Origin of the sequence: Streptomyces sp. CGMCC 4.7035 (genome assembly GCF_031583065.1) — a bacterium.
Taxonomy (GTDB): domain Bacteria; phylum Actinomycetota; class Actinomycetes; order Streptomycetales; family Streptomycetaceae; genus Streptomyces; species Streptomyces yaanensis.
In genome coordinates this window covers 1,385,933-1,408,862 of the sequence record NZ_CP134053.1, presented here as the reverse complement: position 1 = coordinate 1,408,862, position 22,930 = coordinate 1,385,933, and the positions used below count along the sequence as shown (strand labels likewise).

Sequence of the window (22,930 nt, the reverse complement as noted above, 5' to 3'; positions counted from 1 at the left end):
GCCGCGGCCGCTCGGGGCGGTGGCCGTGCCGGAAGGCGCGCGACGACAGGGCACGACGGCGGGTGCCGGGTGCCTCGGAAGCAGAAAGAACTACTGCGGGGCTAGGCGCTCCGGCGTCCGCCGGTCCCCGGCACCGGGAACGCACCGGTGGCCCGCCGGGTGATCTCCCCGTACACCTCGGGATCGGTGGTGTACTCCCCGAGCACGCACGTCTTGCGGCTGCCGTGGTAGTCGGAGGAACCCGTGGCAAGAAGCCCGAGCTCACTCGCGAGGCCGCGCAGGCGTGCCCGGGTGGCCGGGTCGTGGTCCATGTGGTCGACCTCGATGCCGTCGAGCCCTGCCGCGGCGAGGTCCGCGATGGCGGACTCCGGCACGGTGCGCCCGCGCTTGACGGCGGCCGGATGCGCGAAGACGGTCACCCCGCCCGCGGCCTTGACCAGCCGGATCGCCTCGAAGGGATCGGTCTCGTGCTTCTGGACGTAGGCGCGCCCACCGTCGGCCAGCCACTCGGGCGTGAACGCGTCCGAGACGCTGTCCACGACGCCGAGGTCGACCAGCGCGGAGGCGATGTGCGGCCGTCCGACCGAGCCGTTGCCCGCGATGCGCGCCACCTGCTCCCAGGTGATCGGCACGCCCAGCTCCCGCAGCTTGGCGATCATGGCGTGGGCCCGCGGCACCCGGTCGTCCCGCACCAGCTCGCGCTCGGCGAGCAGGTCGGGCTGCTCGGGGTCGAAGAGGTAGGCCAGCATATGCATGCTGATGCCGTCGTAGCGACAGGAGAGCTCGGCGCCGGTGACGAGGGTCAGGCCCTCGGGCAGCGCGTCGATCGCCTCCGGGTATCCGCGGGTGGTGTCGTGGTCGGTGAGCGCCACGACGTCCAGTCCGGCGGCAGCGGCATTGCGCACCAGCTCGGCCGGTGTGTCCGTGCCGTCGGAAGCGGTGGAGTGGGTGTGCAGATCGATGCGCACGACACGGACTCCAAGCGGTGACGGGACGGAAGCGGACGCTCAAGGATAACGGGCGTTCCGGGCCACCTGTCACACCCGCAGCCCGGCAGCGCCCCCTACGCATCGCGGTCGGGGCCCACCTCCTGGCGCACCGCAGCCAGGGTCCGCCCTTCGCCACACCGCAGCCCGGATTACGCCCCTCACCACACCGCGGTCGGAAAACACCCCTCTACGCCCCGGCCTCCGTCACGGTTCGAGCAGGCGCGGCGACAGGGCCCCGATGGGCAGCAGGTCCACTTCCGCGCCCGCGTCCCGCAGATCCGTCAGCACGAGTTCGTCGTACATCAGCATGCCGGTCTGCTCGGGCCAGACGACCGCCCACAGCCACAGGCCGCGCGCCTCGCCCGCGAAGACCGCACGGTCGTCCGGGGTCCCCGAGACATGCCACAGCGGGGTGGGACGCCCGGCGGCCAGCACCTTCGCCTGAGGCGGTTTCTCGACGTTGAGGTACGGGCCGGGGTCCGGGCCGTCGATGCCCGCGTACCGCGCGCCGAGACCGACCCCCAGCTCCTCGGCGACGAGGATCAGCTCCCCCACGCCCCCGAGCGGGCCCGGACCCGAGCAGGCCACGGCCGTCGCCCGGCCCCCGCTGCGGTCGTCGCCGGCATACGCCACACCCGTGAACAGCCAGCCCACCGGCAGCGGCCACGGCATCCACACCGGCACCTGGGCACGGTGCACCACGACACTGAGGGCCTCGACGCTGGGCGGGATCACGGGCTGCAGCGGATGCACGGTTCCGTGCACATCGCACTGCCAGGAGTCGGCAAAGAGTCCGGGAGCCCTGACCCGGCCACCACACTTCGGGCAACTGGGTTCGCCCCTCATAGGGCCCCACGGTCCTCCCCGTCCAGCGCCGCGTCAAGGACGATCACCCGTCCGGCGTGTGCCCCTCATGTCCGTTTCACCCGAGGGAACTGGATGCACCTTGCATTAATTAGCCCACCTAACTTAATATATGTATACACCAACCATCTCGTCGAGGACTGCGAGGACAGGCATGAGCAGCAGTACAGGAGGGCCCGCCGCAGGAGGACCCACAGGAGGCCCCACAGGAGCGGCCGGGCGCCGGGCGGCCGGAGAACGCGCGACCGGAGAACGCGCGACCGGGGACCGAGCGGCCGGTGACCCGTTCGACACGGGAGCCGGCGGCGTCCTGCGCCAGCCGAAGGCCGTCTGGGCGACGGCCGGCGCGTCCGTCGTCGCGTTCATGGGCATCGGGCTCGTCGACCCGATCCTGCCGTCCATCGCCAAGGGCCTGAACGCCACACCCAGCCAGGTCTCCCTGCTCTTCACCTCGTACTTCCTGATCACCGCCTTCGCCATGCTGGTCACCGGCGTCGTCTCCAGCCGCATCGGCGGCCGCAGGACGCTGCTGCTCGGCCTGGCGTTCGTGGTCGTCTTCGCGGGCCTCGCGGGCACCTCGGACTCGGTCGGCCAACTGGTCGGCTTCCGGGCCGGCTGGGGGCTCGGCAACGCACTGTTCGTCTCGACCGCCCTGGCCGTCATCGTCGGGGCGGCGGCCGGCGGCAGCGCCGCGGCGATCCTGCTGTACGAGTCCGCGCTCGGCCTCGGCATGGCGTGCGGCCCACTGCTGGGCGCGCTGCTCGGTGACGCCAGCTGGCGCTATCCGTTCTTCGGCACCGCGTTCCTGATGGCGGTCGGCTTCCTGTGCATCACGGCGTTCCTGAAGGAGCAGCCGAAGCCGGCCCGCAAGACGTCGCTGCTCGACCCGATCAAGGCGCTCGGCCACGGCGGCCTGGCCTCGGCGGCGGTCTCGGCGTTCTTCTACAACTACACGTTCTTCACCGTGCTGGCCTTCACGCCGTTCGTGCTGAACATGACGCCGTACAAGTCGGGTGCCGTGTTCTTCGCGTGGGGCGTGCTGCTCGCCGTCTTCTCGGTGCTCGTGGCACCGCGCCTGCAGAAGCGGTTCGGCTCGCTCAAGGTGCTCGGCGGCTCGCTCGTGCTGCTCGCGGCCGACGTACTCGTGCTCGGCTACGGCGACCACACCACCGCCGTCGTCTGCACGGTCCTGTCCGGCGCGTTCATCGGCGTGAACAACACCGTGTACACCGAACTCGCCCTGGGTGTCTCGGACGCCCCGCGCCCGGTGGCGAGCGCCGGCTACAACTTCGTGCGATGGTTCGCCGCCGCGGCCGCGCCCTACTTCGCGCCGAAGATCGAGGAGTGGAGCGACATCCACGTCCCGTTCGTCGTCGCGGCGGCCACGGCGATCATGGGCGCGCTCGTCGTCCTCGTACGGCGGAACGCGCTCACGCACGAAGCGGAGGAACTTCGGACACCGCACGCGACCGAGGACAGCGTCACCGTCTTCGCCAACTGATGGCTTTCAGCCACCGCTGGGTGACATCGGTCACTCCAGAGGGACGGACGTGCGGGACGGGTCCCGCAGGTCCGTCCCGTTCGTCAGCCATCGCTCCTGGAGGGCCTGGGCTCCGTGCACCCGCTTCCAGGCGGCCTCGTTCGGGGTCATCGGGAGCAGCGGCAGGAACCGTACGGGGTCGAGGGGCTCGTCGAGTTCGAGGTCCTCGACCAGGCCGCCCGGCTCGGCGACCAGGACCGAGGTGAACGGGGCGCCCGGCCACAGGGGTTCGCCGACGTCGAGGGAGGCACCCGGAGCCACGACCACACCCTCGACCTGCGGGGACGCGGCGAGCACGGCGAGCGGGCGGAGCACCTTGTCGGTGTCGGCGACGCCACCGCGGACGGAGAGGATCAGCTCGACGCGCGGTCCTTTGACGGGGTCGGCGAGCATCGCCGTGGGGTCCGTCATGGGCTGGGCGGACATGCCGAGCGTGGCGTAACGGACGACGTCCCCCTCCTGGAAACGCAGCACCTCGATACGGTCCGTGCCGAGGAAGGTGACCGCGGCACGCGCGTCCGGTTCACCCAGCGCGGTGCGCAACCGGGCCTCGACCAGAGGAAGAACATCAGCCATGCGGCGAGCATAGAACTCGTCAGCACCCGGCAAAGCGGCGCCTTGACACTTCGGTCGGCTGATACTCTTGCCCGGTGATTCGGGGCAGCACGCAGAAGCGTCGCGATCGAGTCCCGACGCCGTGAGACTCCCCTACGGGGAATGGATCGTCCCTCCCAAGGGACTGGCCGGAGGAGGTGGGGCTGTTATGGATCGAAGTCGACCGTGCAGTACCACCCGCTCTTCCGGCCGCTGATGTAGCTGTTCTGGCTCCGGCTGGTCGCCACCTCTCGCGCTCGCGTCACCACGGAAGAGCACTTCGTTTCGTTTTGCCTGATCTGTCTGATCTGAATCAGTAGCGAAGCCCGCCACCGCGACGGTGCGGTGCTCCCCGCTTTGTGGACGTGCCAAACCTTTTTCCCTGCGGGAAACGCAGGGAGACGCCTTGTCAGGACGTCCCCATTCCGGGCAGTTCCACCCGTCCCCGGCGCCTTTCGCTGCTCGTTGCGAAGGAGCCTGCCATGTCGATGATCCGTGACCTGCGCGCCGTGGTCCGCCCGTCCCGCCCCTCGCTGCGCAAGGACGCCGGCACGTACGACACCACGCGCGACCCCGCGACGCCGTCCGCCGTCGTCGACTGCGCCGTCTACCGCGACGGCGTCCGCGTCGAGACGCAGAAGCCGCTGTCCCCGCACGAGGCGATGCGGCTGGTACGGCGCGACGGAGGCTTCGTGTGGATCGGTCTGCACGAGCCGACCGAGGCCGAATTCGCCGGTATCGCGAGCGAGTTCGGGCTGCACCCGCTGGCGGTCGAGGACGCGGTGCAGGCGCACCAGCGCCCGAAGCTGGAGCGGTACGACGACTCGCTCTTCACCGTCTTCAAGACCATCCACTACGTCGACCACGACGCGCTGACGGCCAACAGCGAGGTCGTCGAGACCGGCGAGGTCATGTGCTTCACCGGGCGGGACTTCTTCATCACGGTGCGGCACGGCGGGCAGGGCTCGCTGCGCGCGCTGCGGCGCCGGCTGCAGGACGACCCCGAACTGCTGACCAAGGGACCCTCGGCCGTGCTGCACGCGATCGCCGACCACGTCGTCGACGGATACATCGCGGTGGCGGACGCGGTGCAGGACGACATCGACGAGGTGGAGACGGAGGTGTTCTCGCCCGGCCGAAAGGGGACGCCCCGGGGCACGGACGCCAGCCGCATCTACCAACTCAAGCGTGAGGTACTGGAGTTCAAGCGGGCGGTGACGCCGCTGCTGCGGCCGATGGTGCTGCTGAGCGAGCGGCCGATGCGGCTGATCGACCCCGACATCCAGAAGTACTTCCGCGATGTCGCCGACCACCTCGCCCGGGTGCACGAGCAGGTGGTGGGCTTCGACGAGCTGCTGAACTCGATCCTCCAGGCCAACCTCGCGCAGGCGTCGGTCGCGCAGAACGAGGACATGCGCAAGATCACCGCGTGGGCCGCGATCATCGCCGTGCCGACGATGGTGTGCGGGGTGTACGGCATGAACTTCAAGTACATGCCGGAACTGCACTGGAAGTACGGCTACCCGGTGATCATGAGCATCACGGTGGCCCTCTGTCTGGGCATCCACCGCACACTGAAGCGGAACGGCTGGCTGTGACCGGGGGGCCGCCAGGAGGGCCCACTAGGCTGGGCGCATGACAAGCGAGCTGCTCGACCGGGCCCTCGTCGAGGAGGCCACGAAGAAGTCCGGGCTGATCTGGGTCCAGGGCGGGGCGTCGGCCGTCGACGGCGGCGACCGGGGCGCGCCCGCGCGTGCGCTGTGGCACGTGTGGCACGAGGGCGCGGTGTGCGTGGTGGGCGACGGCCCCGGCGAGCAGCCGCTGCCGGGCCTGGTCGACGGCGGGCACGCGGTCGTCACGGTCCGCAGCAAGGACAAGGGCGGCCGGATCGTCACCTGGCCCGCGACGGTGGTCGAGCTGGCGCCGGGGTCGCCCGAGTGGGAGGGCGCGGTCGCCGAACTGAAGGGCAAGCGGCTGAACGCGCCCGACGGCGAGGAGATGCCGGAGCGGTGGCGCCGGGAGTGCCGGGTGCTGCGGCTGGAGCCGGGGGGTACGACGGCGGCGCTGCCGTCCGACTCCCAGGCCGCGCCGCCGGTCCCGAGCCCGGCGACGACCCGCCGCCCGATCCCGGCGGCACTGCCGCGCCTGCTCCGACGCAAGCGTCGCTGACCACTGCCCAACTGCGGACACGCTACGGCCAGCCACGCCACCACCGCTGTAGACAGCAGCGCCCACCGCTATAGGCAACCCCGCCACCACCGCTGTAGGCAGCCGCCGCCAGCACCGCTGTAGGCAGCAGCGCCCGCCGCTACAGGCAACCCCGCCGCCACCGCTGAAGGCAGCCCCGCCACCACCGCTGCGGGCAGTCGTGCCGCTGGGGCGGCACGGGTGGGCGCAGCGGCACCCCGTAGCGCCGGGTTGCGCAGCGTCCCCCCGCCCAGCCCCCGTGCCGGGAACCCGGCTGCAACGACAGCGACAGCTAAGAAGACGGCAGTTGCTTGCCGTAGTCCACCGTCTCCTTCTGCGGTGGCTCTGCCAGGGCGAAGTCCTTCCCCCAGTCCGACAAGCGGAGCGTCCCCGCATTGCCGGCGCGGACCAGCCGCAACGGATAGGGGGATCCCTCCAGGGAGACGTCCAGCGTGCCGCCCGAGCCCTTGTCGCCGGTGATGCGGATCGTGCGGACGCCGTTCTGCTCATGGCGGCCGTCCGTCGCCAGCGCGCCGTGCAGCGTGAGCAGCCCGTCCAGCAGTACGTCCTTGTCGGTGAAGCCGCTGAAGCGTTTGTAGGCCGGGTCCCCCGCCGGCACCTTCACATACATCCCCTCGAGCTTGCTCGCCGCAGCCTGCGAGGTCGGCGAGTCGTCGGAGCCCCCCTTGCCGTCCTCGTGGGACCAGAACGCCGCGTCGGCCTTCAGGAACAGATGCTCGCCCACCCGCAACAGCCGGAACGTGCCGCTCTTCGAGGTGACCGACCCGGTGCCCCCGTCGCCCTTGAGCCGCATGTCCAGCGTGTACGTGCTGCCGTTGCTCACCACGGTCCCGGACAGCCGCACCGTCGGCGCCGACTTCGCCGCCGTACGCGTCCGGCTCTGGATCGTGGCGGCCGACAGCTTCCCCAGCCCGTTCGTCCCGGCGTCCGGGTCGCCGCTACTGCACCCCGTCAGCGCTGTTCCCGTCACGACCAGTGCGCACATCGCGCTCACCAGTGCGGCCCTGCGGGTACGGCCCTGGGGAATTGCAGTCACAGGTGGGGCTGCCTCTCATGCGGGTGTCCTCATCGGCGTACCGCAGAGTACCGGTGCCCGCGAGGCCTTCCGGAGCCAGTCCGTCCGCACCGCTCCCCAGGGCGTACCGCACCGGGACGGGCTAGCCTGAAGCCGATCCGAGCGGACAAAACGGCAGGAACAGGAGGCGCGGGCATGGCGGCAAGCGCCCCTCGCATCTTTGTCTCGCACCTGGCCGCAGTCGCCGTCTTCGACCCCAGCGGCGATCAGGTGGGACGCGTGCGCGACCTGGTCGTCATGCTGCGCGTCGGACGGCGGCCGCCGCGGCTGCTCGGCCTGGTCGTCGAACTCACCACCCGCCGCCGCATATTCCTGCCCATGACGCGCGTCACCGGCGTCGAGTCCGGCCAGGTCATCACCACCGGAGTGTTGAACGTCCGCCGCTTCGAGCAGCGCCCCACCGAGCGGCTCGTCTTCGGGGAACTGCTCGACCTGCGCGCCAGGCTCGTCGAGACCGGCGAGGAGGTGACGGTCCTCGACCTCTCGGTGCACCAGCTGCCGGCCCGCCGGGACTGGGAGGTCGACCGGGTCTTCGTCCGCAAGGGGAAGGGCGGGGCCTTCCGCCGCAGCAAGGGCGAGACGCTGACCGTCGAATGGTCCGCCGTCACCGGGTTCTCCCTGGAGCAGGGACAGGGCGCCGAGAGCCTGCTGGCCACCTTCGAACAACTCCGGCCCGCCGACCTCGCCAACGTCCTGCACCACCTCTCCGCCAAGCGCCGCGCCGAGGTCGCCTCCGCCCTCGACGACGACCGTCTGGCCGACGTCCTCGAACAGCTCCCCGAGGACGACCAGATCGAGATCCTCGGCAAGCTCAAGGAGGAACGCGCCGCGGACGTCCTGGAGGCGATGGACCCGGACGACGCCGCCGACCTGCTCGCCGAGCTTCCGAAGGAGGAACAGGAGCGGCTGCTCAGCCTGATGCAGCCCGCCGACGCGGCCGACATGCGCCGTCTGATGGCGTACGAGGAGAAGACCGCGGGCGGCCTGATGACCACCGAGCCGATCGTGCTGCGGCCCGACGCGACCGTGGCCGACGCGCTCGCCCGGGTCCGCAACCAGGACCTCTCCCCCGCACTCGCCGCCCAGGTGTACGTCTGCCGCCCGCCGGACGAGACGCCGACCGGGAAGTATCTGGGGACCGTGCACTTCCAGCGGCTGCTGCGCGACCCGCCGTACACGCTCGTCAGCTCGATCCTCGACGACGACCTCCAGCCCCTGGCCCCGGACGCCGCGCTGCCCGTGGTGGCCGGGTTCTTCGCGACGTACGACATGGTCGCGGCGCCCGTCGTCGACGAGTCCGGCTCGCTGCTCGGCGCGGTGACCGTGGACGACGTACTGGACCACATGCTGCCCGAGGACTGGCGCGAGACGGAGTTCCATCTGGACGACGAGGGGGCCACCCATGGCACCTGAGCGCGAGAAGTCCCCCTCCGGCGCGACCGCCGCCACCCGCCGCCTCCGGCTCGACCAGCCGCAGCCGCGCCGCACCCGACTGCTGCCCGAGTGGGATCCGGAGGCCTTCGGACGCCTCTCGGAGCGGATCGCACGCTTCCTCGGCACCGGACGGTTCATCGTCTGGATGACGGTCGTCATCATCCTGTGGGTGGTGTGGAACGTCGCCGCACCGCTTCACCTGCGCTTCGACCAGTACCCGTTCATCTTCCTGACCCTGATGCTGTCCCTCCAGGCCTCCTACGCCGCCCCGCTGATCCTGCTCGCGCAGAACCGGCAGGCCGACCGCGACCGGGTCAACCTCGAACAGGACCGCAAGCAGAACGAGCGGTCCATCGCGGACACCGAGTACCTGACCAGGGAGATCGCCGCGCTGCGCACCGGCCTCGGCGAGGTCGCCACCCGCGACTGGATCCGCTCCGAGCTCCAGGACTTCGTGAAGGAGCTGGACGGGCTGCGGCGCCCCGACGGGCATGGCGTATTCCCGGCGGAACGGGCGGGCAGACGTGATGTAGACGACCGCTGACGGGGCTTTCCGCGGCCCCCGCCGGGCGCCGTACCATCGTGCTTATGGCTACGGAAGACGCGGTGCGCGAGGCACTGGCGACGGTGAACGACCCCGAGATCAACCGACCCATCACCGAACTGGGGATGGTCAAATCGGTGGAGATCGGCGCGGACGGAGCGGTTGCGGTCACCGTGTACCTGACGGTTTCCGGCTGCCCCATGCGCGACACGATCACGAAGCGTGTGACCGACGCGGTCTCCCGGGTCGACGGCGTCACCCGCGTCGACGTCACGCTCGACGTGATGAGCGACGAGCAGCGCCGCGAGCTGGCGACCGCGCTGCGCGGCGGCCAGGCCGAGCGCGAGGTCCCGTTCGCCAAGCCGGGCAACCTGACCCGGGTGTACGCCGTGGCGTCCGGCAAGGGCGGCGTCGGCAAGTCCTCGGTGACGGTGAACCTGGCGGCGGCGATGGCGGCCGACGGTCTCAAGGTGGGCGTCGTGGACGCCGACATCTACGGCCACAGCGTGCCGCGCATGCTGGCCGTGGACGGCCGCCCGACCCAGGTCGAGAACATGATCATGCCGCCGCAGTCGAACGGCGTGAAGGTCATCTCGATCGGCATGTTCACCCCGGGCAACGCGCCGGTCGTCTGGCGCGGCCCGATGCTCCACCGCGCCCTCCAGCAGTTCCTCGCGGACGTGTGGTGGGGCGACCTGGACGTCCTGCTTCTGGACCTCCCGCCGGGCACGGGCGACATCGCGATCTCGGTCGCCCAGCTCGTCCCGAACGCGGAGATCCTGGTGGTGACCACCCCGCAGCAGGCGGCCGCGGAGGTCGCGGAGCGGGCGGGCGCCATCGCCGTCCAGACCCACCAGAAGATCGTGGGCGTGGTCGAGAACATGTCCGGTCTGCCCTGCCCGCACTGCGGCGAGATGGTGGACGTCTTCGGCACGGGCGGCGGCCAGATGGTCGCGGACGGTCTGACGCGTACGACGGGCGCGACGGTCCCGGTCCTCGGCTCCATCCCGATCGACGTCCGGCTGCGCGAGGGCGGCGACGAGGGCAAGCCGGTGGTCCTGACGGACCCGGACTCCCCGGCGGGCTCGGCCCTGCGCTCGATCGCGGGCAAGCTGGGCGGTCGCCAGCGGGGCCTGTCGGGCCTGTCGCTGGGGATCACGCCGAAGAACAAGTTCTAGGGCTCGTACGACCGTCTCGTACGACCGTGGGGGGCGCCGCCCGTGTGGGACGGCGCCCCCGCCGTCGTAACCGCGGCTGCCGTCGTCGTAACCGCGGCTGCCGTCGTCGTAACCGCGGCTGCCGTCGTCGTAACCGCGGCTGCCGTCGTCGTGACCCTGGCTGCCGTCGTCGTGACCCTGGCTGCCGGACCAGGCGTATGTGACTGCCCGACTAGGCGTACGCGGAGATGTCCTTGACCACCGCGAAGCCCAGGCCGTACGCGCTCATGCCTCTTCCGTACGCCCCCACGTGCACCCCCGCCTGCGTCGACCCGGCGAGTACCCAGCCGAACTCGGACTCGCGGTAGTGGAAGGGCGTCGGGACGCCGTCCACGGGCAGGGTCAGAGCGGACCAGTCGGGGCCGGCCAGGTCGTCGGCGAGAACCCACGCCGTCTCGGTCTGCTGCTCCAGCCAGTCGTCCCGCAGGGTGTGGTCCAGCTGGCCGGGCCAGGTGAACGACAGCAGCCCCACGCCCGCGAGCCAGGCCGCGGAGGAGACCGACGTGGCCTCCAGCAGGCCCGTGCCGTCCGCACTGCGCCGGTCGGGGTTGGCCGCGACCGTGACCACGACCGCGAACCGCTCCTTGTCCTCGGTGGCCTCGTTGCGCACGGAGGGCTCGTCGCCGTGCCCGATCGAACCGTGCTCCACCACCCCGTCGGCCGCGGTACCCACCTGCATCAGCCAGCGCGGGCCCGTGAACGCCTCGTCGAGGCCGTACCACGGGAAGGACGCCTGGAGATAGCCGTCGACCGTGCGCCGGGCGAAGGGAAGCTGCGCTCCGCCCTCCGCGGCCGGCGCCTGCGCGCCCACCCGACTCGTCGTCTCCATCTCGGACGCCTCCTCGCTCTCGTCGGACCCGAGCGGCCCGCCCCCCACGGGCGTCCTCGCTCACAAATGGTCCGCACAACAACTGGGCAGCATAGCCACAGCGCTCAGAGCAGCAGGGAAACGCCCGGCGCGTACGGCCCCCTGCACGTCGCTACGGGGCCACGCGCACGCCGGTCGGACGTATGACCTGCGTCACGTCACCCGGCGAGCAGAGTGGGCGCGGGTGGCGTCCGCCTACGGCTCAGGTAGCGTCCGCGTCGAAGGGCGGGCGCTCGTCGGGGGCGGCCTTCTCGGGCCTCTTCGTCATGTCGACGGTGCCGCCGGTGGCACCGGAGGTCGACGAGGAGGAGGACGAGGGCGAGGATTCGGAGTCGCGGCCGTGGACCGCGTCCGTGACCTCGGCCATCTCCTTCTTCAGGTCGAAGCCGTTGCGGATCTCCTTGAGCCCCAGGTCGTCGTTGTCCAGCTGCTTGCGGATGAACGTCTTGGGGTTGAGGTCCTCGAACTCGAAGTCCTTGAACTCCGGACCCAGCTCGTTCCGGATGTCCTGCTTGGCGCCCTCGGAGAACTCGCGGATCTTGCGGATGGTGCGCGTGACGTCCTGGATCATCTTCGGGAGCTTGTCCGGACCGAAGACGAGCACGGCGAGGACAACGAGCGTGACCAGCTCGAGCGGTCCTATGTCATTGAACACCTGAAGCTCCTTGCGATGTCCTCGGTCCTCGGCCCTCGGTGGTCTGTGCGGGTCTTCCGTGGTCCGGGCCGGGTCCACGGTACCCGGCGTTCCCGCCGGACCGGTACTGTCCGGGCGCCCCGTCCGCGTGTACGCGGCGGGTTTTCCGGGATGTTTGCCTTGTGGGACGGGTTTCGGACCCGTCCCTGTGAGGTTGGTGTCAATTGCCGTCCGCGGAACCGAGGACGAGCGTGATCTTCCTTGCCGCACCGTCACGGACGACGGTCAGCTCCAGGCGGTCGCCGGGGCGGTGGGCGCGGGTCTTGATGATGAGCTCCTCGCCTGAGTGGACGCGCACGCCGTCGACCTCCGTGATGACGTCGCCGGGCTTGATGCCGGCCTTGTGGCCGGGGCCCGACCGGTTGACCGCGGGACCGCCGCCGGCCCCCTTGGCGTCGACGCGGGCGCCGTCCCCCGTGTAGTTCATGTCGAGGGTGACACCGATCACGGGGTGGGTGGCCTTACCGGTGTTGATCAGCTCCTCGGCGACGCGCTTGGCCTGGTTGACCGGGATGGCGAAGCCGAGCCCGATGGAACCCGCCTGGCCGCTCTTGTCCGAGCCGCTGTCGGCCGACCGGATGGCGGAGTTGATCCCGACGACCCGGCCCTTGGAGTCGAGGAGGGGGCCGCCGGAGTTGCCGGGGTTGATCGGGGCGTCGGTCTGCAGGGCGTCGACATACGACACGTCGCTGCCGTCGCCCTTCTCGCCCCCGGCCGTGATCGGCCGTTCCGTGGCACTGATGATCCCGGAGGTGACGGTGCCGGCCAGGTCGAAGGGCGCGCCGATGGCGACGACGGGATCGCCGACCTGGACGTTGTCGGAGTTACCGAGGGGCATGGGCCGCAGGCCGTGGACACCGCTGACCTTGACGACGGCGAGGTCGTAGCCGGTGTCCCGGCCGACGACGGTGGCCTTGGCCGTCTCGCCGCTGTTGAACGTCACCGTTATCTCGCCACCGGCTCCGGCGGGTTCGACGACGTGGTTGTTGGTGAGGATGTGTCCGCGTTCGTCGAGGACGAACCCGGTGCCGGTGCCTGCGGCCTCGGTGCCCTTGACGTGCAGGGTGACGACGCTGGGCAGCGCCCGTGCGGCGATCCCGGCGACGCTGTCCCGGGGGCGGCCCTTGGGCTCGACCCCGGCTTGCGGCAGCCGGACGTCCCCGGTCTCGCTGTTCCGCTCCAGCGCGGCACCGACGACACCGCCGACGCCGCCGGCCACCAGCGCGATCAGCACGGCCCCGACCACGAGCACCCTCTTGCCCCGCTTGCGCCGCTGCTCCTGGGTGGCGACGGCGGCGCCGGTCTGCTGGAAGGGGGCTCGGGGTGCCCAGGGGTCGTAGCTCTGCCAGGGGGTGGCGGGGTACGGGGCGGGGGCCGGCACGGGAGCTGCCGGCGCGGGCGGTACGCCGGGCGGGGCCGCCGGGACGGCCGGGGCAGGCACGGGCATGCCGGGAATCGACACGCTGGGCTCCGCCGCGCCGCGAATCGGCGCGTCTGTCGGCGCGGGTGCCGGTGGGATCGGCCCGTCCGCCGGCGCGGGCGCCGGAGGGATGGGCGCGCCCGGCAGCGCGGGCGCCGGAGGGATCGGCCCGTCCGCCGGCGCGGGCGCCGGAGAGATGGGCGCGCCCGGCAGCGCGGGCGCCGGAGGGATCGGCCCGTCCATCGACGCAGGCGCCGGAGAGATAGGCGCGCCCGGCAGCGCGGGCGCCGGAGGGATCGGCCCGTCCATCGACGCAGGCGCCGGAGGGATCGGCCCGTCCATCGACGCAGGCGCCGGAGGGACGGGCGCGCCCGGTTCCGCAGGTGCCGGAGGGATTGGCACGCCTGGCGGCGCGGGTGCCGCGGGGATCGGCGCGCCGTGTGCCGGAAGCGGCGGGGGTGCCATGCCGTGGGCGTGTGTCGTCGCCGGGTGCTGGACGGGCGGAGCGGGGGCCCAGGGACCCGGTTGACCGTAGGGCGGGGTGCCGTAGGGGTCGGGGTCGTGGAGGGGCCTGGGGCGGTCGTCAGGGGCTGCGTGCGCGTCGCCGCCCGGCTGGGGGGCGCTCACCTCAACAGAACGTTCCTGCGCGGCACCGGCGGCACCGGCGGCACCAGCACCCTCGGACACGACCGGCACAGCGTCGGACGGTTCGGGCTCCGTGTCGGCCACGGCACCGCCCGCAGGCCGCACCGATACCGGACGCTCCAGCTCGAAGTCGCCTCCAGCATCGGACCCTTGGGACCCCGCCTCCCCCACGGCACCGCCCACAGGCCGCACCGACACCGGACGCTCCAGCTCGAAGTCCCCCTCGTTCATGCTCTCCTCACACCCGGCCCGCGGCACGACGGCGCCGACGGTCGCCGCTGGATTGTCGATTCCGCGCCCGGATCGCTCCCGCGAGCGCGGCCCACCATGGATTCAACCAGGTTCCAGGGCCGCCGCGCAGACGCCGGGTCAGCGGGCGGTGTGCGAGGAGGGTGTGGGGGACGGGGTGGCGGACGAGGTCGGCACCGGCGCGGCCAGCAGCCCGGGAGCCGTGATCTCAGGGGCGGTCGCCCAGGAGGTCAGCGTGACCGGTGGGGTCTCGGCGAGCGGTCGTATGAGCGGGGACATCGCGGCGACTCCGGCCACCAGGGGGGTAGTCAGGGCGCGCATCTCCGAGATGTCCTGGACACCCGGGGCACCCGGCAGCAGCGGGGCCGACGCCTCCGTCGAGGCGACGGAAGCCTCGCCGAGCGTCCGCTGTCCGAGCAGTGGTCCGGTGGACCGCCGGCGCTGGTTCTCGGGCGCCGTGGCACCGCCGGTGCCCGGTGAACGCATCGGGGTCACATTGCTTCCGGCGCCCGAACCGCCGCGTGCCTCCGCGCCCGCGTCGGTCGTGACGCCCGACGACATCCCGCCGAGCGCGATCGCGGCCAGTGACACCGCGCCCGCGGCGGCGAACGCGAACCGCAGCCCGCGCGAGGCCGACCGCTCGGCATCATGACGGCCGACGGGGTGGGTGCGGAAGCCGCGGTCCCCGGAGAGGGTCGGACCCTCGGAAGGGGACAGCGCCGCCGCGTGCGGCACCGACGGGACGTACCTGAAGGGCTCGCCCCTCACTCCGAAGACGCCGGAGCCCGCGGGCAGCCCGGCGGTTCCCTCAAGTCTTCTGCCGAAGCCTCCCCCGCCGAGCGGCGTGCCACCGCCGTCGACGTCACCTCCCGCGGACAGGCCCTGAAGGCGGGCCAGGAAGCTCTCCGAGGGAGGCGGCGGGGCCGCCTCCGCGAAGACGCTCTTCAGTCGGCGCTGTGCGTCGGCCTCGGCCTTGCACTTCGCGCACGTGGCCAGATGGGCCAGCACGCGCTCGCGCGTCTCATGACCGAGCTCTCCGTCGATCAGGGCGGAAAGACGGTCTCCCAGGTGCTGCTCTGCCGGTGTGGGGCGACGGGATCCACTCACGCGGTCGCGCCCCCTCCCCCCAGCGCGGGGACACGGGCCACCAAGGAGCGGCGCTCGGCTGCACGGGCTTCCGGCGAGCGGTGCGCGAGGGCCTTGCGCAGCTGCGAGCGGCCGCGGTGGATACGGGACCGGACCGTACCGAGCTTGACGCCCAGGGTCGCGGCGATCTCCTCGTACGACAGTCCTTCGATGTCGCAGAGGACGACGGCCGCGCGGAACTCGGGCGCGAGCGTGTCGAGGGCCTGCTGGACGTCCGCGTCGAAGTGCGCGTCGTTGAAGACCTGCTGAGGGGTCGGCTCACGGCTGGCCAGCCGCTCGGCCGCGTCCTCGCCGAGCGCGTCGAAGCGGATGCGCTGCTTGCGGCGCACCATGTCCAGGAAGAGGTTCGTCGTGATGCGGTGCAGCCAGCCCTCGAAGGTGCCAGGCGTGTACGTCGACAGGGAGCGGAAGACCCGGACGAAGACTTCCTGGGTCAGATCCTCGGCGTCGTGCTGGTTGCCGGTCAGGCGGTACGCCAGCCGGTAGACCCGGCCGCTGTGCATGCTGACGATCTCCTCCCAGGTGGGCGGAGTCCACGCCTGTGAGTCCGCGTCGGTGGCGAAGGTCGCGGTCTGCACGGTCTCGGCAGCGTGGTGGTTGTCAGCGATGTCAGTCACGGATTTCGGCTCACCCGACGACCTGAGGAGGCGCCGTAGCACTCCTCCCCGATCCACAGGCGCAGCCGCACCTCCCCTGTTGGCTCTGGTGGTGTCCAGTGGAGCCCCTACCATAGCCACCTCGCCCGTTAGCTCCGGATAAGCGGTTTTAAGAGAACTTGATGTGCGCTGATGCGGCTGCGTGAGCACTCGCTCGAGGTCCAGATCCATCCGTTTCCCCCCGTCCTTCCCCCGCTGCTCTTCCCACCCTCCTAAACGTCTGGTCCCATCTGCGGGTTCCCGCCGTCAACGGATACAGTCACGCCCAGGCAAGCACGGGGACAGGAGAGGGTCATTACCGGCAACCGGCAGACGAGCTGGGCGTTCGCCGACGCCTATGTCGCCGAGGACGACGCGCTGCACTGGGCCCGCGAGAGGGCCCGGGAAGCGGGGCTGCGCTCGGTGTCGCCCGGCGCGGGCGCCGCGCTGCGATTGCTCGCCGCCACCGTGGACGCGAAGGCGGTGGCGGAGATCGGCACCGGATGCGGCGTCTCCGGGATCCATCTGCTGCACGGCATGCGACCGGACGGCGTGCTGACCACGGTCGACCCGGAGCCGGAGCACCAGCAGTTCGCCCGCCAGGCCTTCCGCGCCTCCGGTTTCGCGAGCAACCGCGCCCGGTTCATCCCGGGCCGCGCCCTGGACGTACTGCCCCGGCTCGCGGACGTCGGCTATGACCTCGTCTTCTGCGACGGCGATCGGCTCGAGGTCCTCGACTACCTCGCTGAATCGTTGCGCCTGCTGCGCCCGGGGGGCCTCGTCGTCTTCGAGGGCGTCTTCGCCAACGGCCGCACGGTGGACTCGGGGCCGCAGCCCACCGAAGTCCTCCGGCTGCGGGAACTGCTGCGCACGGTCCGCGAGAGCCCGGACCTCGTACCCTCCCTGCTCCCGGTGGGCGAAGGGCTGCTGTGCGCGGTCAAGCGCTGAGACCGCGCGGGGCGCGCACGTGAGGACCGCACCCCCCTGGAAAAACAGCTGCCCCGGCACCGCGTACGATGCCGGGGCAGCCGAAGGCTGGGGTCGCTTGCGCGTCAGCCGACGACCTTCTTGAGGGCGTCGCCAAGCGCGTCGGCCTCATCAGGGGTCAGCTCGACGACGAGCCGACCGCCGCCTTCGAGCGGAACGCGCATGACGATGCCCCGCCCCTCCTTGGTCACCTCGAGCGGGCCGTCGCCCGTCCGCGGCTTCATGGCCGCCATGCTCGTTCCCCTTCCTGAAACCAGCTCATCGTCTGCCGACGGCCCCTTGAAGGGCACGTGATCCCTCACAGGACACGCGACACCGGCATCGAACACATTGCTTCCAAGCCATTATCCCGCATCTCAGGACCCGATGACCAACATCAGTCGGCATCGCTTGGGCAACACGCGCGAGCAAAACCACTCAATTCGGCGATGTGGCTGTGATACTGCGCCGCCACACGGACATCCGCCGACCGGATACGAACGCGAATTCTTTGACGCAGGTCACACGTCGGGTCCGTTCCACGACTCGTGATCTCCGCCATGCTGTCCTTCGGACGCAGGGCGTACCGACCGGTACGACGGAGCCGCGACACCGGAGGGGACCACCATGGCCGACACCGTGCTCTACGAGGTGAGCGACGGACTGGCGACAATCACGCTGAACCGGCCCGAGGCGATGAACGCGATGAACATCGAGGCCAAGGTCGCCTTCCGGGACGCTGCACAGGAGGCGGCGGCCGACGATTCCGTACGGGCGATCCTGCTGACCGCGGTCGGGGACCGGGCGTTCTGCGTGGGTCAGGACCTGAAAGAGCACATCGGGCTGCTCCAGGCCCAGGAGTCGGGCTCGGACAGCGGGGTGATGAGCACCGTCCGGGAGCACTACAACCCGATCGTGCGGGCGCTGACCGGAGCGGCGAAGCCGGTGGTCGCCGCCGTGAACGGGGTCGCGGCCGGGGCGGGCTTCGGTTTCGCGCTCGCCGCGGACTACCGGATCGTCGCGGACACGGCGGCCTTCAACACGTCGTTCGCCGGGGTCGCGCTCACCGCGGACTCCGGCATCTCCTGGACGCTGCCCCGCGTCGTCGGCCCGTCCCGAGCCGCGGACCTGCTGCTCTTCCCGCGGAGCATCAGCGCGCAGCAGGCGTACGAGTGGGGGATCGCGAACCGGCTGGTCCCGCAGGCCGAACTGCGGGCCGAGGCGGAGAAGGTGGCCCGCTCGCTGGCCGAGGGGCCGACGCTGGCGTACGCCGCGCTGAAGGAGTCCCTCGCCCACGGGCTCTCCCACTCCCTCGACGAGACCCTGGAGAAGGAGGACGAGCTGCAGACCCGCGCGGGCGCCTCGGAGGACCACACGATCGCGGTGCGGGCGTTCGTCAACAAGGAGAAGCCGAAGTATCTGGGGCGCTGAGGACCGGCTGGGCCGGGCCGGGTGTACCGGGGGCCGTGCCCCCGGACTCCCTCCCCCTCCCCCGCCGCGTCGACCTCGACGGCCCGCGGCCGGGCCCTGGGCCCAGGGCCTGCCGGACAGACCCTAGGCCGCGCTCCTGGCCGCGCACGTCTCCAAGTGGTCGTTCACCAGGCCGCACGCCTGCATCAACGCGTACGCCGTCGTGGGGCCGACGAAGCGGATGCCGCGCTTCTTGAGGGCCTTGGACAGGGCCGTCGACTCGTCGGTGACCGCCGGGACGTCAGCGAGGGTCCTCGGGGCAGGGCGGGACGCCCCGTCGGGGGCGTACGACCAGATCAGCTCGTCCAGCTCGCCCGGTGCCCAATCGGCCAGTACGCGCGCGTTGGCGAGCGTCGCCTCGATCTTGGCGCGGTTGCGGATGATGCCCGGGTCGGCGAGCAGCCGCTCCTGGTCGGCGTCCGTGAAGGCGGCCACCTTGACGATCCTGAAGTCGGCGAAGGCGGCACGGAAGCCCTCGCGGCGGCGCAGGATCGTGATCCAGGACAGGCCCGACTGGAAGGCCTCCAGGGACAGCCGTTCGTACAGCGCGTCGTCTCCGTGGACCGGGCGGCCCCACTCCTCGTCGTGGTACGCCACATAGTCCTCGGTGGACAGGGCCCAGGGGCAGCGCAGCAACCCGTCCGGTCCCGCCACGGCCGCGCCGCTCACTGGTGGTCCCCTTCGGCCCGCTCGTCCGTGGCGGGCCCTGCCGCGCGGGCGCCGGCGAGAGCGGCTTCCAGATCGGCGATACGGGCGTCCCGCTCGGAGATCTCGGCGCCGAGACGGCCGAGCGCGTCGTCCACGTCTGCCATGCGGTAGCCGCGGAGGGCGAGCGGGAAACGCAGGGCATCGATGTCCGCGCGGTCGACCGGCCGGTCCGGGGGCAGCGGGTCATCGAGCCGCTCGGGCGCCGCTTCCGGCAGGGGGGCGCTCTCGCCGCCGCCCACCACGGCCAGGGTCACCGCGGCGATCACGACGGCGAGCGCGACGACCAGGAACAAGAACATGAACATCACTGAGGTCCCCACGCTCGGTGCCGGCGCGCTGCGCGCCGACGCGGAAATGCCGATGTCGAATGTGTATGGGTCCGATCGTGCCATGCGCCACTGACGATTAAGGTCGCAGGCGGTCAAGGATCAGGACGTACTGGGAGAGGTCACAGGGGATGCTCAGGCTGGGCAGGCGGGAATTCGGCGCACACGAGCCGGTGATCATGGCGATCGTCAACCGGACCCCGGACTCCTTCTACGACCAAGGGGCCACGTTCCGCGACGAACCCGCCCTCGCGCGCGTGGAGCAGGCGGTGCGGGAGGGCGCCGCGATCATCGACATCGGCGGGGTCAAGGCCGGGCCGGGGGAAGAGGTGACGGCCGAGGAGGAGGCGCGGCGGACGGTCGGTTTCGTCGCCGAGGTGCGGCGTCGCTTCCCCGATGTGGTGATCAGCGTGGACACCTGGCGGCACGAGGTCGGCGAGGCGGTGTGCGAGGCGGGGGCGGATCTGCTCAACGACGCCTGGGGCGGGGTCGATCCGCGGCTCGCGGAGGTCGCGGCGCGGTACGGGGTGGGGCTGGTGTGCACGCACGCGGGGGGATCACAGCCGCGGACGCGGCCGCACCGGGTGACGTACGACGACGTCATGGCCGACATTCTGGAGGTGACGCTGGGGCTGGCCGAGCGGGCGGCGGCTCTGGGCGTGCCGCGCGAGTCGATCCTCATCGACCCGGGCCATGACTTCGGGAAGAACACGCGGCACAGCCTGGAGGCGACACGGCGGCTGGACGAGATGGTCGCCACGGGGTGGCCGGTGCTGGTGTCGCTGTCCAACAAGGACTTCGTGGGCGAGACGCTGGACAAGCCGGTGAAGGAACGGGTGTTGGGGACGCTGGCGACGACGGCGGTCTCGGCGTGGTTGGGGGCACGGGTGTATCGGGTGCACGAGGTGGCGGAGACGCGGCAGGTGCTGGACATGGTGGCGTCGATCGCGGGGCACCGGGTGCCGGCGGTGGCGCGGCGGGGGCTCGCCTAGTCGGGCGGCCACGCGAGGGTTTCTCGCCCCCGCCGCCCCTACCCGTCCCATCCTCCAGGGGCTCCGCCCCTTCAACCCCGCCGGGGGCTCCGCCCCCTGCACCCCCGCGGGGACTGCGTCCCCTACACCCCTCCCGGGCCTCCGCCCCAGACCCCGCTGGGGCTCCGCACCAGACCCCCTTTTCGGGGGCCGCCCCCCCGCTCCTCAAACGCCGGAGGGGCTGATTTGTCAGCCCCTCCGCGTCGGCTCAGCGCGAGCGCCTAACGTTGCGCCTCCTTCGAGACCAGGGCCACCGCCTCCTCCACGTCGTCCGTCACATGGAACAGGAGCAGATCCCTTTCCGAGGCCTTGCCCTGGGCCACCAGGGTGTTCTTGATCCAGTCCACCAGGCCGCCCCAGAACGACGTGCCGAACAGGACGATGGGGAAGCGGGTGACCTTCTGGGTCTGGACCAGGGTCAGGGCCTCGAAGAACTCGTCCAGGGTGCCCAGCCCCCCGGGCAGGACCACGAAGCCCTGCGCGTACTTCACGAACATCATCTTCCGGACGAAGAAGTAGCGGAAGTTCAGACCGATGTCGACGTACGGGTTCAGGCCCTGTTCGAAGGGCAGCTCGATGCCGAGCCCGACCGAGATCCCCTTCGCCTCGCAGGCGCCCTTGTTCGCCGCCTCCATCGCGCCCGGGCCGCCGCCCGTGATCACCGCCCAGCCCGCCTCCGCCAGGGCACGTCCGAGCCGCACGCCCGCGTCGTACTCGGGCGAGTCCACCGGGGTACGGGCCGAGCCGAACACACTGATCGCGGGCGGGAGTTCGGCGAGGGTGCCGAAGCCCTCGATGAACTCCGACTGGATACGCAGGACTCGCCACGGGTCGGTGTGGACCCAGTCCGTGGGAGCACGCTCGTCCAGCAGTCGCTGGTCCGTGGTGCTCCGCATCACCTGGCCCCGCCTGCGCAGCACGGGGCCGAGCCGCTGCTCATCCGGTGGCACCTTCTTGCCTTCGGGATTGCCGGTAGGCATCTGGGCTCCCTCCGCGATAGGGGTCTCCCCTGCTCGAGCCAGGCCGAGAGCTCGGGGAAGGTCGTTCCACCCCAGCGTAGATCTACGCGGGTTACGGAGGGGGGACGTGTGCATGTCCGCCGTGGACCGCCGTCCCCACGGTCAGCGGCAAGGTCAGGACGTCAGCCAGGCCCGCAGACGTTCCTCCCCGGCGAGGATCTTCGCCGTCTCCACGCGCTCGTCCCGCTTGTGCGCCAAGTGCGGGTTGCCGGGGCCGTAGTTGACGGCCGGGACGCCGAGCGCGCTGAAGCGGGAGACGTCCGTCCAGCCGTACTTGGGCTGGGGGGTGCCACCAACTGCCTCGATGAACGCCGCGGCGGCCGGGTGCGAGAGGCCGGGCAGTGCGCCACCGCTGTGGTCGACCACCACGAACTCCTCCACCCCGCAGTCCGCGAACACCTCGCGGACGTGTGCGACCGCCTCCTCTTCGGTCCGGTCCGGGGCGTAGCGGAAGTTGACCGTCACGACGCATTCGTCGGGGATCACGTTTCCGGCCACCCCGCCCGAGATGCCGACCGCGTTCAGGCCCTCCCGGTACTCCAGACCGTCGATCACCGGGTACCGCGGCTCGTACGCGGCCAGCCTGGCCAGGATCGGGGCCGCCGCGTGGATGGCGTTCGAGCCCATCCAGCTGCGCGCCGAGTGGGCCCGCTCGCCCTTGGTCTTCAGCAGGACCCGCAGGGTGCCCTGGCAGCCGCCCTCCACCTGGCCGTCGGAGGGCTCCAGCAGCACCGCGAAGTCGCCCTCCAGCCACTCCGGATGGGCCTCGGCCACATGCTTCAGACCGTTGAGGTGTGCGTCGACCTCTTCGTTGTCGTAGAAGACGAACGTGAGGTCGCGGTTGGGCTCCGGGACCGTCGCCGCGACACGGAGCTGGACCGCGACGCCCGACTTCATGTCACAGGTGCCACAGCCCCACAACACGCCGTCCTCGTCCAGGCGGGAGGGCACGTTGTCCGCGATCGGGACCGTGTCGATATGACCCGCCAGGATGACGCGCTCCGGCCGTCCCAGGTCCGTCCGGGCCACGACGTTGTTGCCGTACCGGTCGACCGTCAGGTGCGGCAGGGCGCGCAGCGCGGCTTCGATCGCGTCCGCGAGGGACTTCTCGCTGCCGCTCTCGGAGGGGAAGTCGACGAGCTGCGCGGTGAGCCGCGCGGCGTCCAGCGTGAGGTCAAGGAGCGTATCGGCCATGGTGTCGACCCTAGCGCGCCGGTCCGCGGCACCCGCCACACGAGTTGTCCACAGCCTCAGGCATCACCCCCAGGTACCTCCAGTACCTTGTACG

The 22,930-nt window shown here is 71.3% G+C and carries 23 protein-coding genes; 9 read left to right on the top strand and 14 right to left on the bottom strand.

The annotated features are described in order from the left end of the window. Window positions 1–101 precede the first annotated feature (101 nt). Together Q2K21_RS05765 and Q2K21_RS05760 are read right to left on the bottom strand one after the other, a co-directional pair. Window positions 102–968, bottom strand: a complete 867-nt coding sequence (locus Q2K21_RS05765) for a PHP domain-containing protein (protein WP_310766378.1) — start codon at window positions 966–968, stop codon at window positions 102–104. Window positions 969–1,193: 225 nt separating this feature from the next. Continuing rightward, window positions 1,194–1,835, bottom strand: a complete 642-nt coding sequence (locus tag Q2K21_RS05760) for a DUF6758 family protein (RefSeq protein ID WP_310766374.1) — start codon at window positions 1,833–1,835, stop codon at window positions 1,194–1,196. Between the two features lie 172 nt (window positions 1,836–2,007). Here Q2K21_RS05760 and Q2K21_RS05755 point away from each other — a divergent pair, with 172 nt between their 5' ends. Next, window positions 2,008–3,354, top strand: a complete 1,347-nt coding sequence (locus Q2K21_RS05755; RefSeq protein ID WP_310766372.1) for an MFS transporter — start codon at window positions 2,008–2,010, stop codon at window positions 3,352–3,354. Window positions 3,355–3,384: 30 nt separating this feature from the next. Here Q2K21_RS05755 and Q2K21_RS05750 read toward each other — a convergent pair whose 3' ends face one another. Continuing rightward, window positions 3,385–3,969, bottom strand: coding sequence for a suppressor of fused domain protein (locus tag Q2K21_RS05750; protein WP_310766368.1), 585 nt, complete (start codon window positions 3,967–3,969; stop codon window positions 3,385–3,387). 500 nt (window positions 3,970–4,469) lie between these two features. Here Q2K21_RS05750 and Q2K21_RS05745 point away from each other — a divergent pair, with 500 nt between their 5' ends. Further along, a complete protein-coding gene (locus tag Q2K21_RS05745; RefSeq protein WP_310766365.1) occupies window positions 4,470–5,585 on the top strand; it encodes a magnesium and cobalt transport protein CorA in 1,116 nt (371 codons plus the stop codon). Window positions 5,586–5,622: 37 nt separating this feature from the next. Next, on the top strand, window positions 5,623–6,156 hold the full coding sequence (locus Q2K21_RS05740) for a hypothetical protein (RefSeq protein WP_310766363.1): 534 nt from the start codon (window positions 5,623–5,625) through the stop codon (window positions 6,154–6,156). A 310-nt stretch (window positions 6,157–6,466) separates the two neighbouring features. Here Q2K21_RS05740 and Q2K21_RS05735 read toward each other — a convergent pair whose 3' ends face one another. After that, window positions 6,467–7,231 (bottom strand): hypothetical protein, encoded by a 765-nt coding sequence (locus tag Q2K21_RS05735; RefSeq protein ID WP_310766359.1) that lies wholly within the window; start codon window positions 7,229–7,231, stop codon window positions 6,467–6,469. Between the two features lie 174 nt (window positions 7,232–7,405). On the opposite strand from Q2K21_RS05735, the gene Q2K21_RS05730 reads away from it, so the two are divergent. From Q2K21_RS05730 to Q2K21_RS05720, 3 genes are read left to right on the top strand one after another with little or no spacing between them, the layout of a single operon-like run. Then, a complete protein-coding gene (locus Q2K21_RS05730; RefSeq protein WP_310766356.1) occupies window positions 7,406–8,683 on the top strand; it encodes a magnesium transporter MgtE N-terminal domain-containing protein in 1,278 nt (425 codons plus the stop codon). Continuing rightward, entirely contained in the window at window positions 8,673–9,248 is a 576-nt protein-coding gene (locus Q2K21_RS05725; protein ID WP_310766352.1) for a DUF1003 domain-containing protein, read from the top strand. The genes Q2K21_RS05730 and Q2K21_RS05725 overlap by 11 nt, the downstream gene beginning before the upstream one ends. 44 nt (window positions 9,249–9,292) lie before the next feature. Beyond that, window positions 9,293–10,426, top strand: coding sequence for an Mrp/NBP35 family ATP-binding protein (locus tag Q2K21_RS05720; protein WP_310766349.1), 1,134 nt, complete (start codon window positions 9,293–9,295; stop codon window positions 10,424–10,426). Window positions 10,427–10,637: 211 nt separating this feature from the next. On the opposite strand, the gene Q2K21_RS05715 is transcribed toward Q2K21_RS05720, so the two are convergent. The 5 genes from Q2K21_RS05715 to sigE form a co-directional block, all read right to left on the bottom strand. Continuing rightward, a complete protein-coding gene (locus Q2K21_RS05715) occupies window positions 10,638–11,294 on the bottom strand; it encodes a hypothetical protein (RefSeq protein ID WP_310766346.1) in 657 nt (218 codons plus the stop codon). Between the two features lie 241 nt (window positions 11,295–11,535). Beyond that, complete coding sequence (locus Q2K21_RS05710) at window positions 11,536–11,988, bottom strand: sec-independent translocase (protein ID WP_310766343.1); 453 nt, start codon at window positions 11,986–11,988, stop codon at window positions 11,536–11,538. Window positions 11,989–12,187: 199 nt separating this feature from the next. Further along, window positions 12,188–13,912 carry a S1C family serine protease gene (locus tag Q2K21_RS05705; protein ID WP_449343599.1) on the bottom strand — a complete coding sequence of 575 codons (1,725 nt, stop codon included), beginning with the start codon at window positions 13,910–13,912 and terminating at the stop codon, window positions 12,188–12,190. A 549-nt stretch (window positions 13,913–14,461) separates the two neighbouring features. Continuing rightward, entirely contained in the window at window positions 14,462–15,448 is a 987-nt protein-coding gene (locus tag Q2K21_RS05700; RefSeq protein ID WP_310766335.1) for an anti-sigma factor family protein, read from the bottom strand. Further along, window positions 15,445–16,146 carry an RNA polymerase sigma factor SigE gene (gene sigE, locus Q2K21_RS05695; RefSeq protein WP_310780652.1) on the bottom strand — a complete coding sequence of 234 codons (702 nt, stop codon included), beginning with the start codon at window positions 16,144–16,146 and terminating at the stop codon, window positions 15,445–15,447. The genes Q2K21_RS05700 and sigE overlap by 4 nt, the downstream gene beginning before the upstream one ends. Before the next feature lie 225 nt (window positions 16,147–16,371). Here sigE and Q2K21_RS05690 point away from each other — a divergent pair, with 225 nt between their 5' ends. After that, window positions 16,372–17,070, top strand: coding sequence for an O-methyltransferase (locus tag Q2K21_RS05690; RefSeq protein WP_310780650.1), 699 nt, complete (start codon window positions 16,372–16,374; stop codon window positions 17,068–17,070). A 104-nt stretch (window positions 17,071–17,174) separates the two neighbouring features. Here the strand turns inward: Q2K21_RS05690 and Q2K21_RS05685 are convergent, their stop codons facing one another. Further along, on the bottom strand, window positions 17,175–17,342 hold the full coding sequence (locus Q2K21_RS05685; RefSeq protein ID WP_003966491.1) for a DUF3117 domain-containing protein: 168 nt from the start codon (window positions 17,340–17,342) through the stop codon (window positions 17,175–17,177). A 373-nt stretch (window positions 17,343–17,715) separates the two neighbouring features. On the opposite strand from Q2K21_RS05685, the gene chcB reads away from it, so the two are divergent. Beyond that, a complete protein-coding gene (chcB, locus tag Q2K21_RS05680; RefSeq protein WP_310766074.1) occupies window positions 17,716–18,519 on the top strand; it encodes a 2-cyclohexenylcarbonyl CoA isomerase in 804 nt (267 codons plus the stop codon). A 123-nt stretch (window positions 18,520–18,642) separates the two neighbouring features. Here chcB and Q2K21_RS05675 read toward each other — a convergent pair whose 3' ends face one another. Together Q2K21_RS05675 and Q2K21_RS05670 are read right to left on the bottom strand one after the other, a co-directional pair. Next, window positions 18,643–19,227, bottom strand: coding sequence for a DNA-3-methyladenine glycosylase I (locus Q2K21_RS05675; protein ID WP_310766072.1), 585 nt, complete (start codon window positions 19,225–19,227; stop codon window positions 18,643–18,645). After that, window positions 19,224–19,571, bottom strand: a complete 348-nt coding sequence (locus Q2K21_RS05670; protein WP_310766070.1) for a DivIVA domain-containing protein — start codon at window positions 19,569–19,571, stop codon at window positions 19,224–19,226. The genes Q2K21_RS05675 and Q2K21_RS05670 overlap by 4 nt, the downstream gene beginning before the upstream one ends. A 152-nt stretch (window positions 19,572–19,723) precedes the next feature. On the opposite strand from Q2K21_RS05670, the gene folP reads away from it, so the two are divergent. After that, window positions 19,724–20,584 carry a dihydropteroate synthase gene (gene folP / locus Q2K21_RS05665; RefSeq protein WP_310766068.1) on the top strand — a complete coding sequence of 287 codons (861 nt, stop codon included), beginning with the start codon at window positions 19,724–19,726 and terminating at the stop codon, window positions 20,582–20,584. A gap of 260 nt (window positions 20,585–20,844) precedes the next feature. Here the strand turns inward: folP and Q2K21_RS05660 are convergent, their stop codons facing one another. Together Q2K21_RS05660 and dapE are read right to left on the bottom strand one after the other, a co-directional pair. Continuing rightward, window positions 20,845–21,603 carry an LOG family protein gene (locus tag Q2K21_RS05660; RefSeq protein ID WP_310766066.1) on the bottom strand — a complete coding sequence of 253 codons (759 nt, stop codon included), beginning with the start codon at window positions 21,601–21,603 and terminating at the stop codon, window positions 20,845–20,847. A gap of 153 nt (window positions 21,604–21,756) precedes the next feature. Then, window positions 21,757–22,836, bottom strand: a complete 1,080-nt coding sequence (gene dapE, locus Q2K21_RS05655; protein WP_310766064.1) for a succinyl-diaminopimelate desuccinylase — start codon at window positions 22,834–22,836, stop codon at window positions 21,757–21,759. Window positions 22,837–22,930 lie beyond the last annotated feature (94 nt).

What these genes read in the sequence shown, in the direction of transcription:
- Q2K21_RS05660 (WP_310766066.1), bottom strand. Translation starts at nt 21,603, where the DNA reads ATGCCTACCGGCAATCCCGAAGGCAAGAAGGTGCCACCGGATGAGCAG.
- Q2K21_RS05740 (WP_310766363.1), top strand. Translation starts at nt 5,623, where the DNA reads ATGACAAGCGAGCTGCTCGACCGGGCCCTCGTCGAGGAGGCCACGAAG.
- chcB (WP_310766074.1), top strand. Translation starts at nt 17,716, where the DNA reads ATGGCCGACACCGTGCTCTACGAGGTGAGCGACGGACTGGCGACAATC.
- Q2K21_RS05745 (WP_310766365.1), top strand. Translation starts at nt 4,470, where the DNA reads ATGTCGATGATCCGTGACCTGCGCGCCGTGGTCCGCCCGTCCCGCCCC.
- Q2K21_RS05730 (WP_310766356.1), top strand. Translation starts at nt 7,406, where the DNA reads ATGGCGGCAAGCGCCCCTCGCATCTTTGTCTCGCACCTGGCCGCAGTC.
- folP (WP_310766068.1), top strand. Translation starts at nt 19,724, where the DNA reads ATGCTCAGGCTGGGCAGGCGGGAATTCGGCGCACACGAGCCGGTGATC.
- Q2K21_RS05720 (WP_310766349.1), top strand. Translation starts at nt 9,293, where the DNA reads ATGGCTACGGAAGACGCGGTGCGCGAGGCACTGGCGACGGTGAACGAC.
- Q2K21_RS05725 (WP_310766352.1), top strand. Translation starts at nt 8,673, where the DNA reads ATGGCACCTGAGCGCGAGAAGTCCCCCTCCGGCGCGACCGCCGCCACC.
- Q2K21_RS05705 (WP_449343599.1), bottom strand. Translation starts at nt 13,912, where the DNA reads ATGGCACCCCCGCCGCTTCCGGCACACGGCGCGCCGATCCCCGCGGCA.
- dapE (WP_310766064.1), bottom strand. Translation starts at nt 22,836, where the DNA reads ATGGCCGATACGCTCCTTGACCTCACGCTGGACGCCGCGCGGCTCACC.
- Q2K21_RS05750 (WP_310766368.1), bottom strand. Translation starts at nt 3,969, where the DNA reads ATGGCTGATGTTCTTCCTCTGGTCGAGGCCCGGTTGCGCACCGCGCTG.
- Q2K21_RS05760 (WP_310766374.1), bottom strand. Translation starts at nt 1,835, where the DNA reads ATGAGGGGCGAACCCAGTTGCCCGAAGTGTGGTGGCCGGGTCAGGGCT.
- Q2K21_RS05685 (WP_003966491.1), bottom strand. Translation starts at nt 17,342, where the DNA reads ATGGCGGCCATGAAGCCGCGGACGGGCGACGGCCCGCTCGAGGTGACC.
- Q2K21_RS05670 (WP_310766070.1), bottom strand. Translation starts at nt 19,571, where the DNA reads ATGTTCATGTTCTTGTTCCTGGTCGTCGCGCTCGCCGTCGTGATCGCC.
- Q2K21_RS05715 (WP_310766346.1), bottom strand. Translation starts at nt 11,294, where the DNA reads ATGGAGACGACGAGTCGGGTGGGCGCGCAGGCGCCGGCCGCGGAGGGC.
- Q2K21_RS05755 (WP_310766372.1), top strand. Translation starts at nt 2,008, where the DNA reads ATGAGCAGCAGTACAGGAGGGCCCGCCGCAGGAGGACCCACAGGAGGC.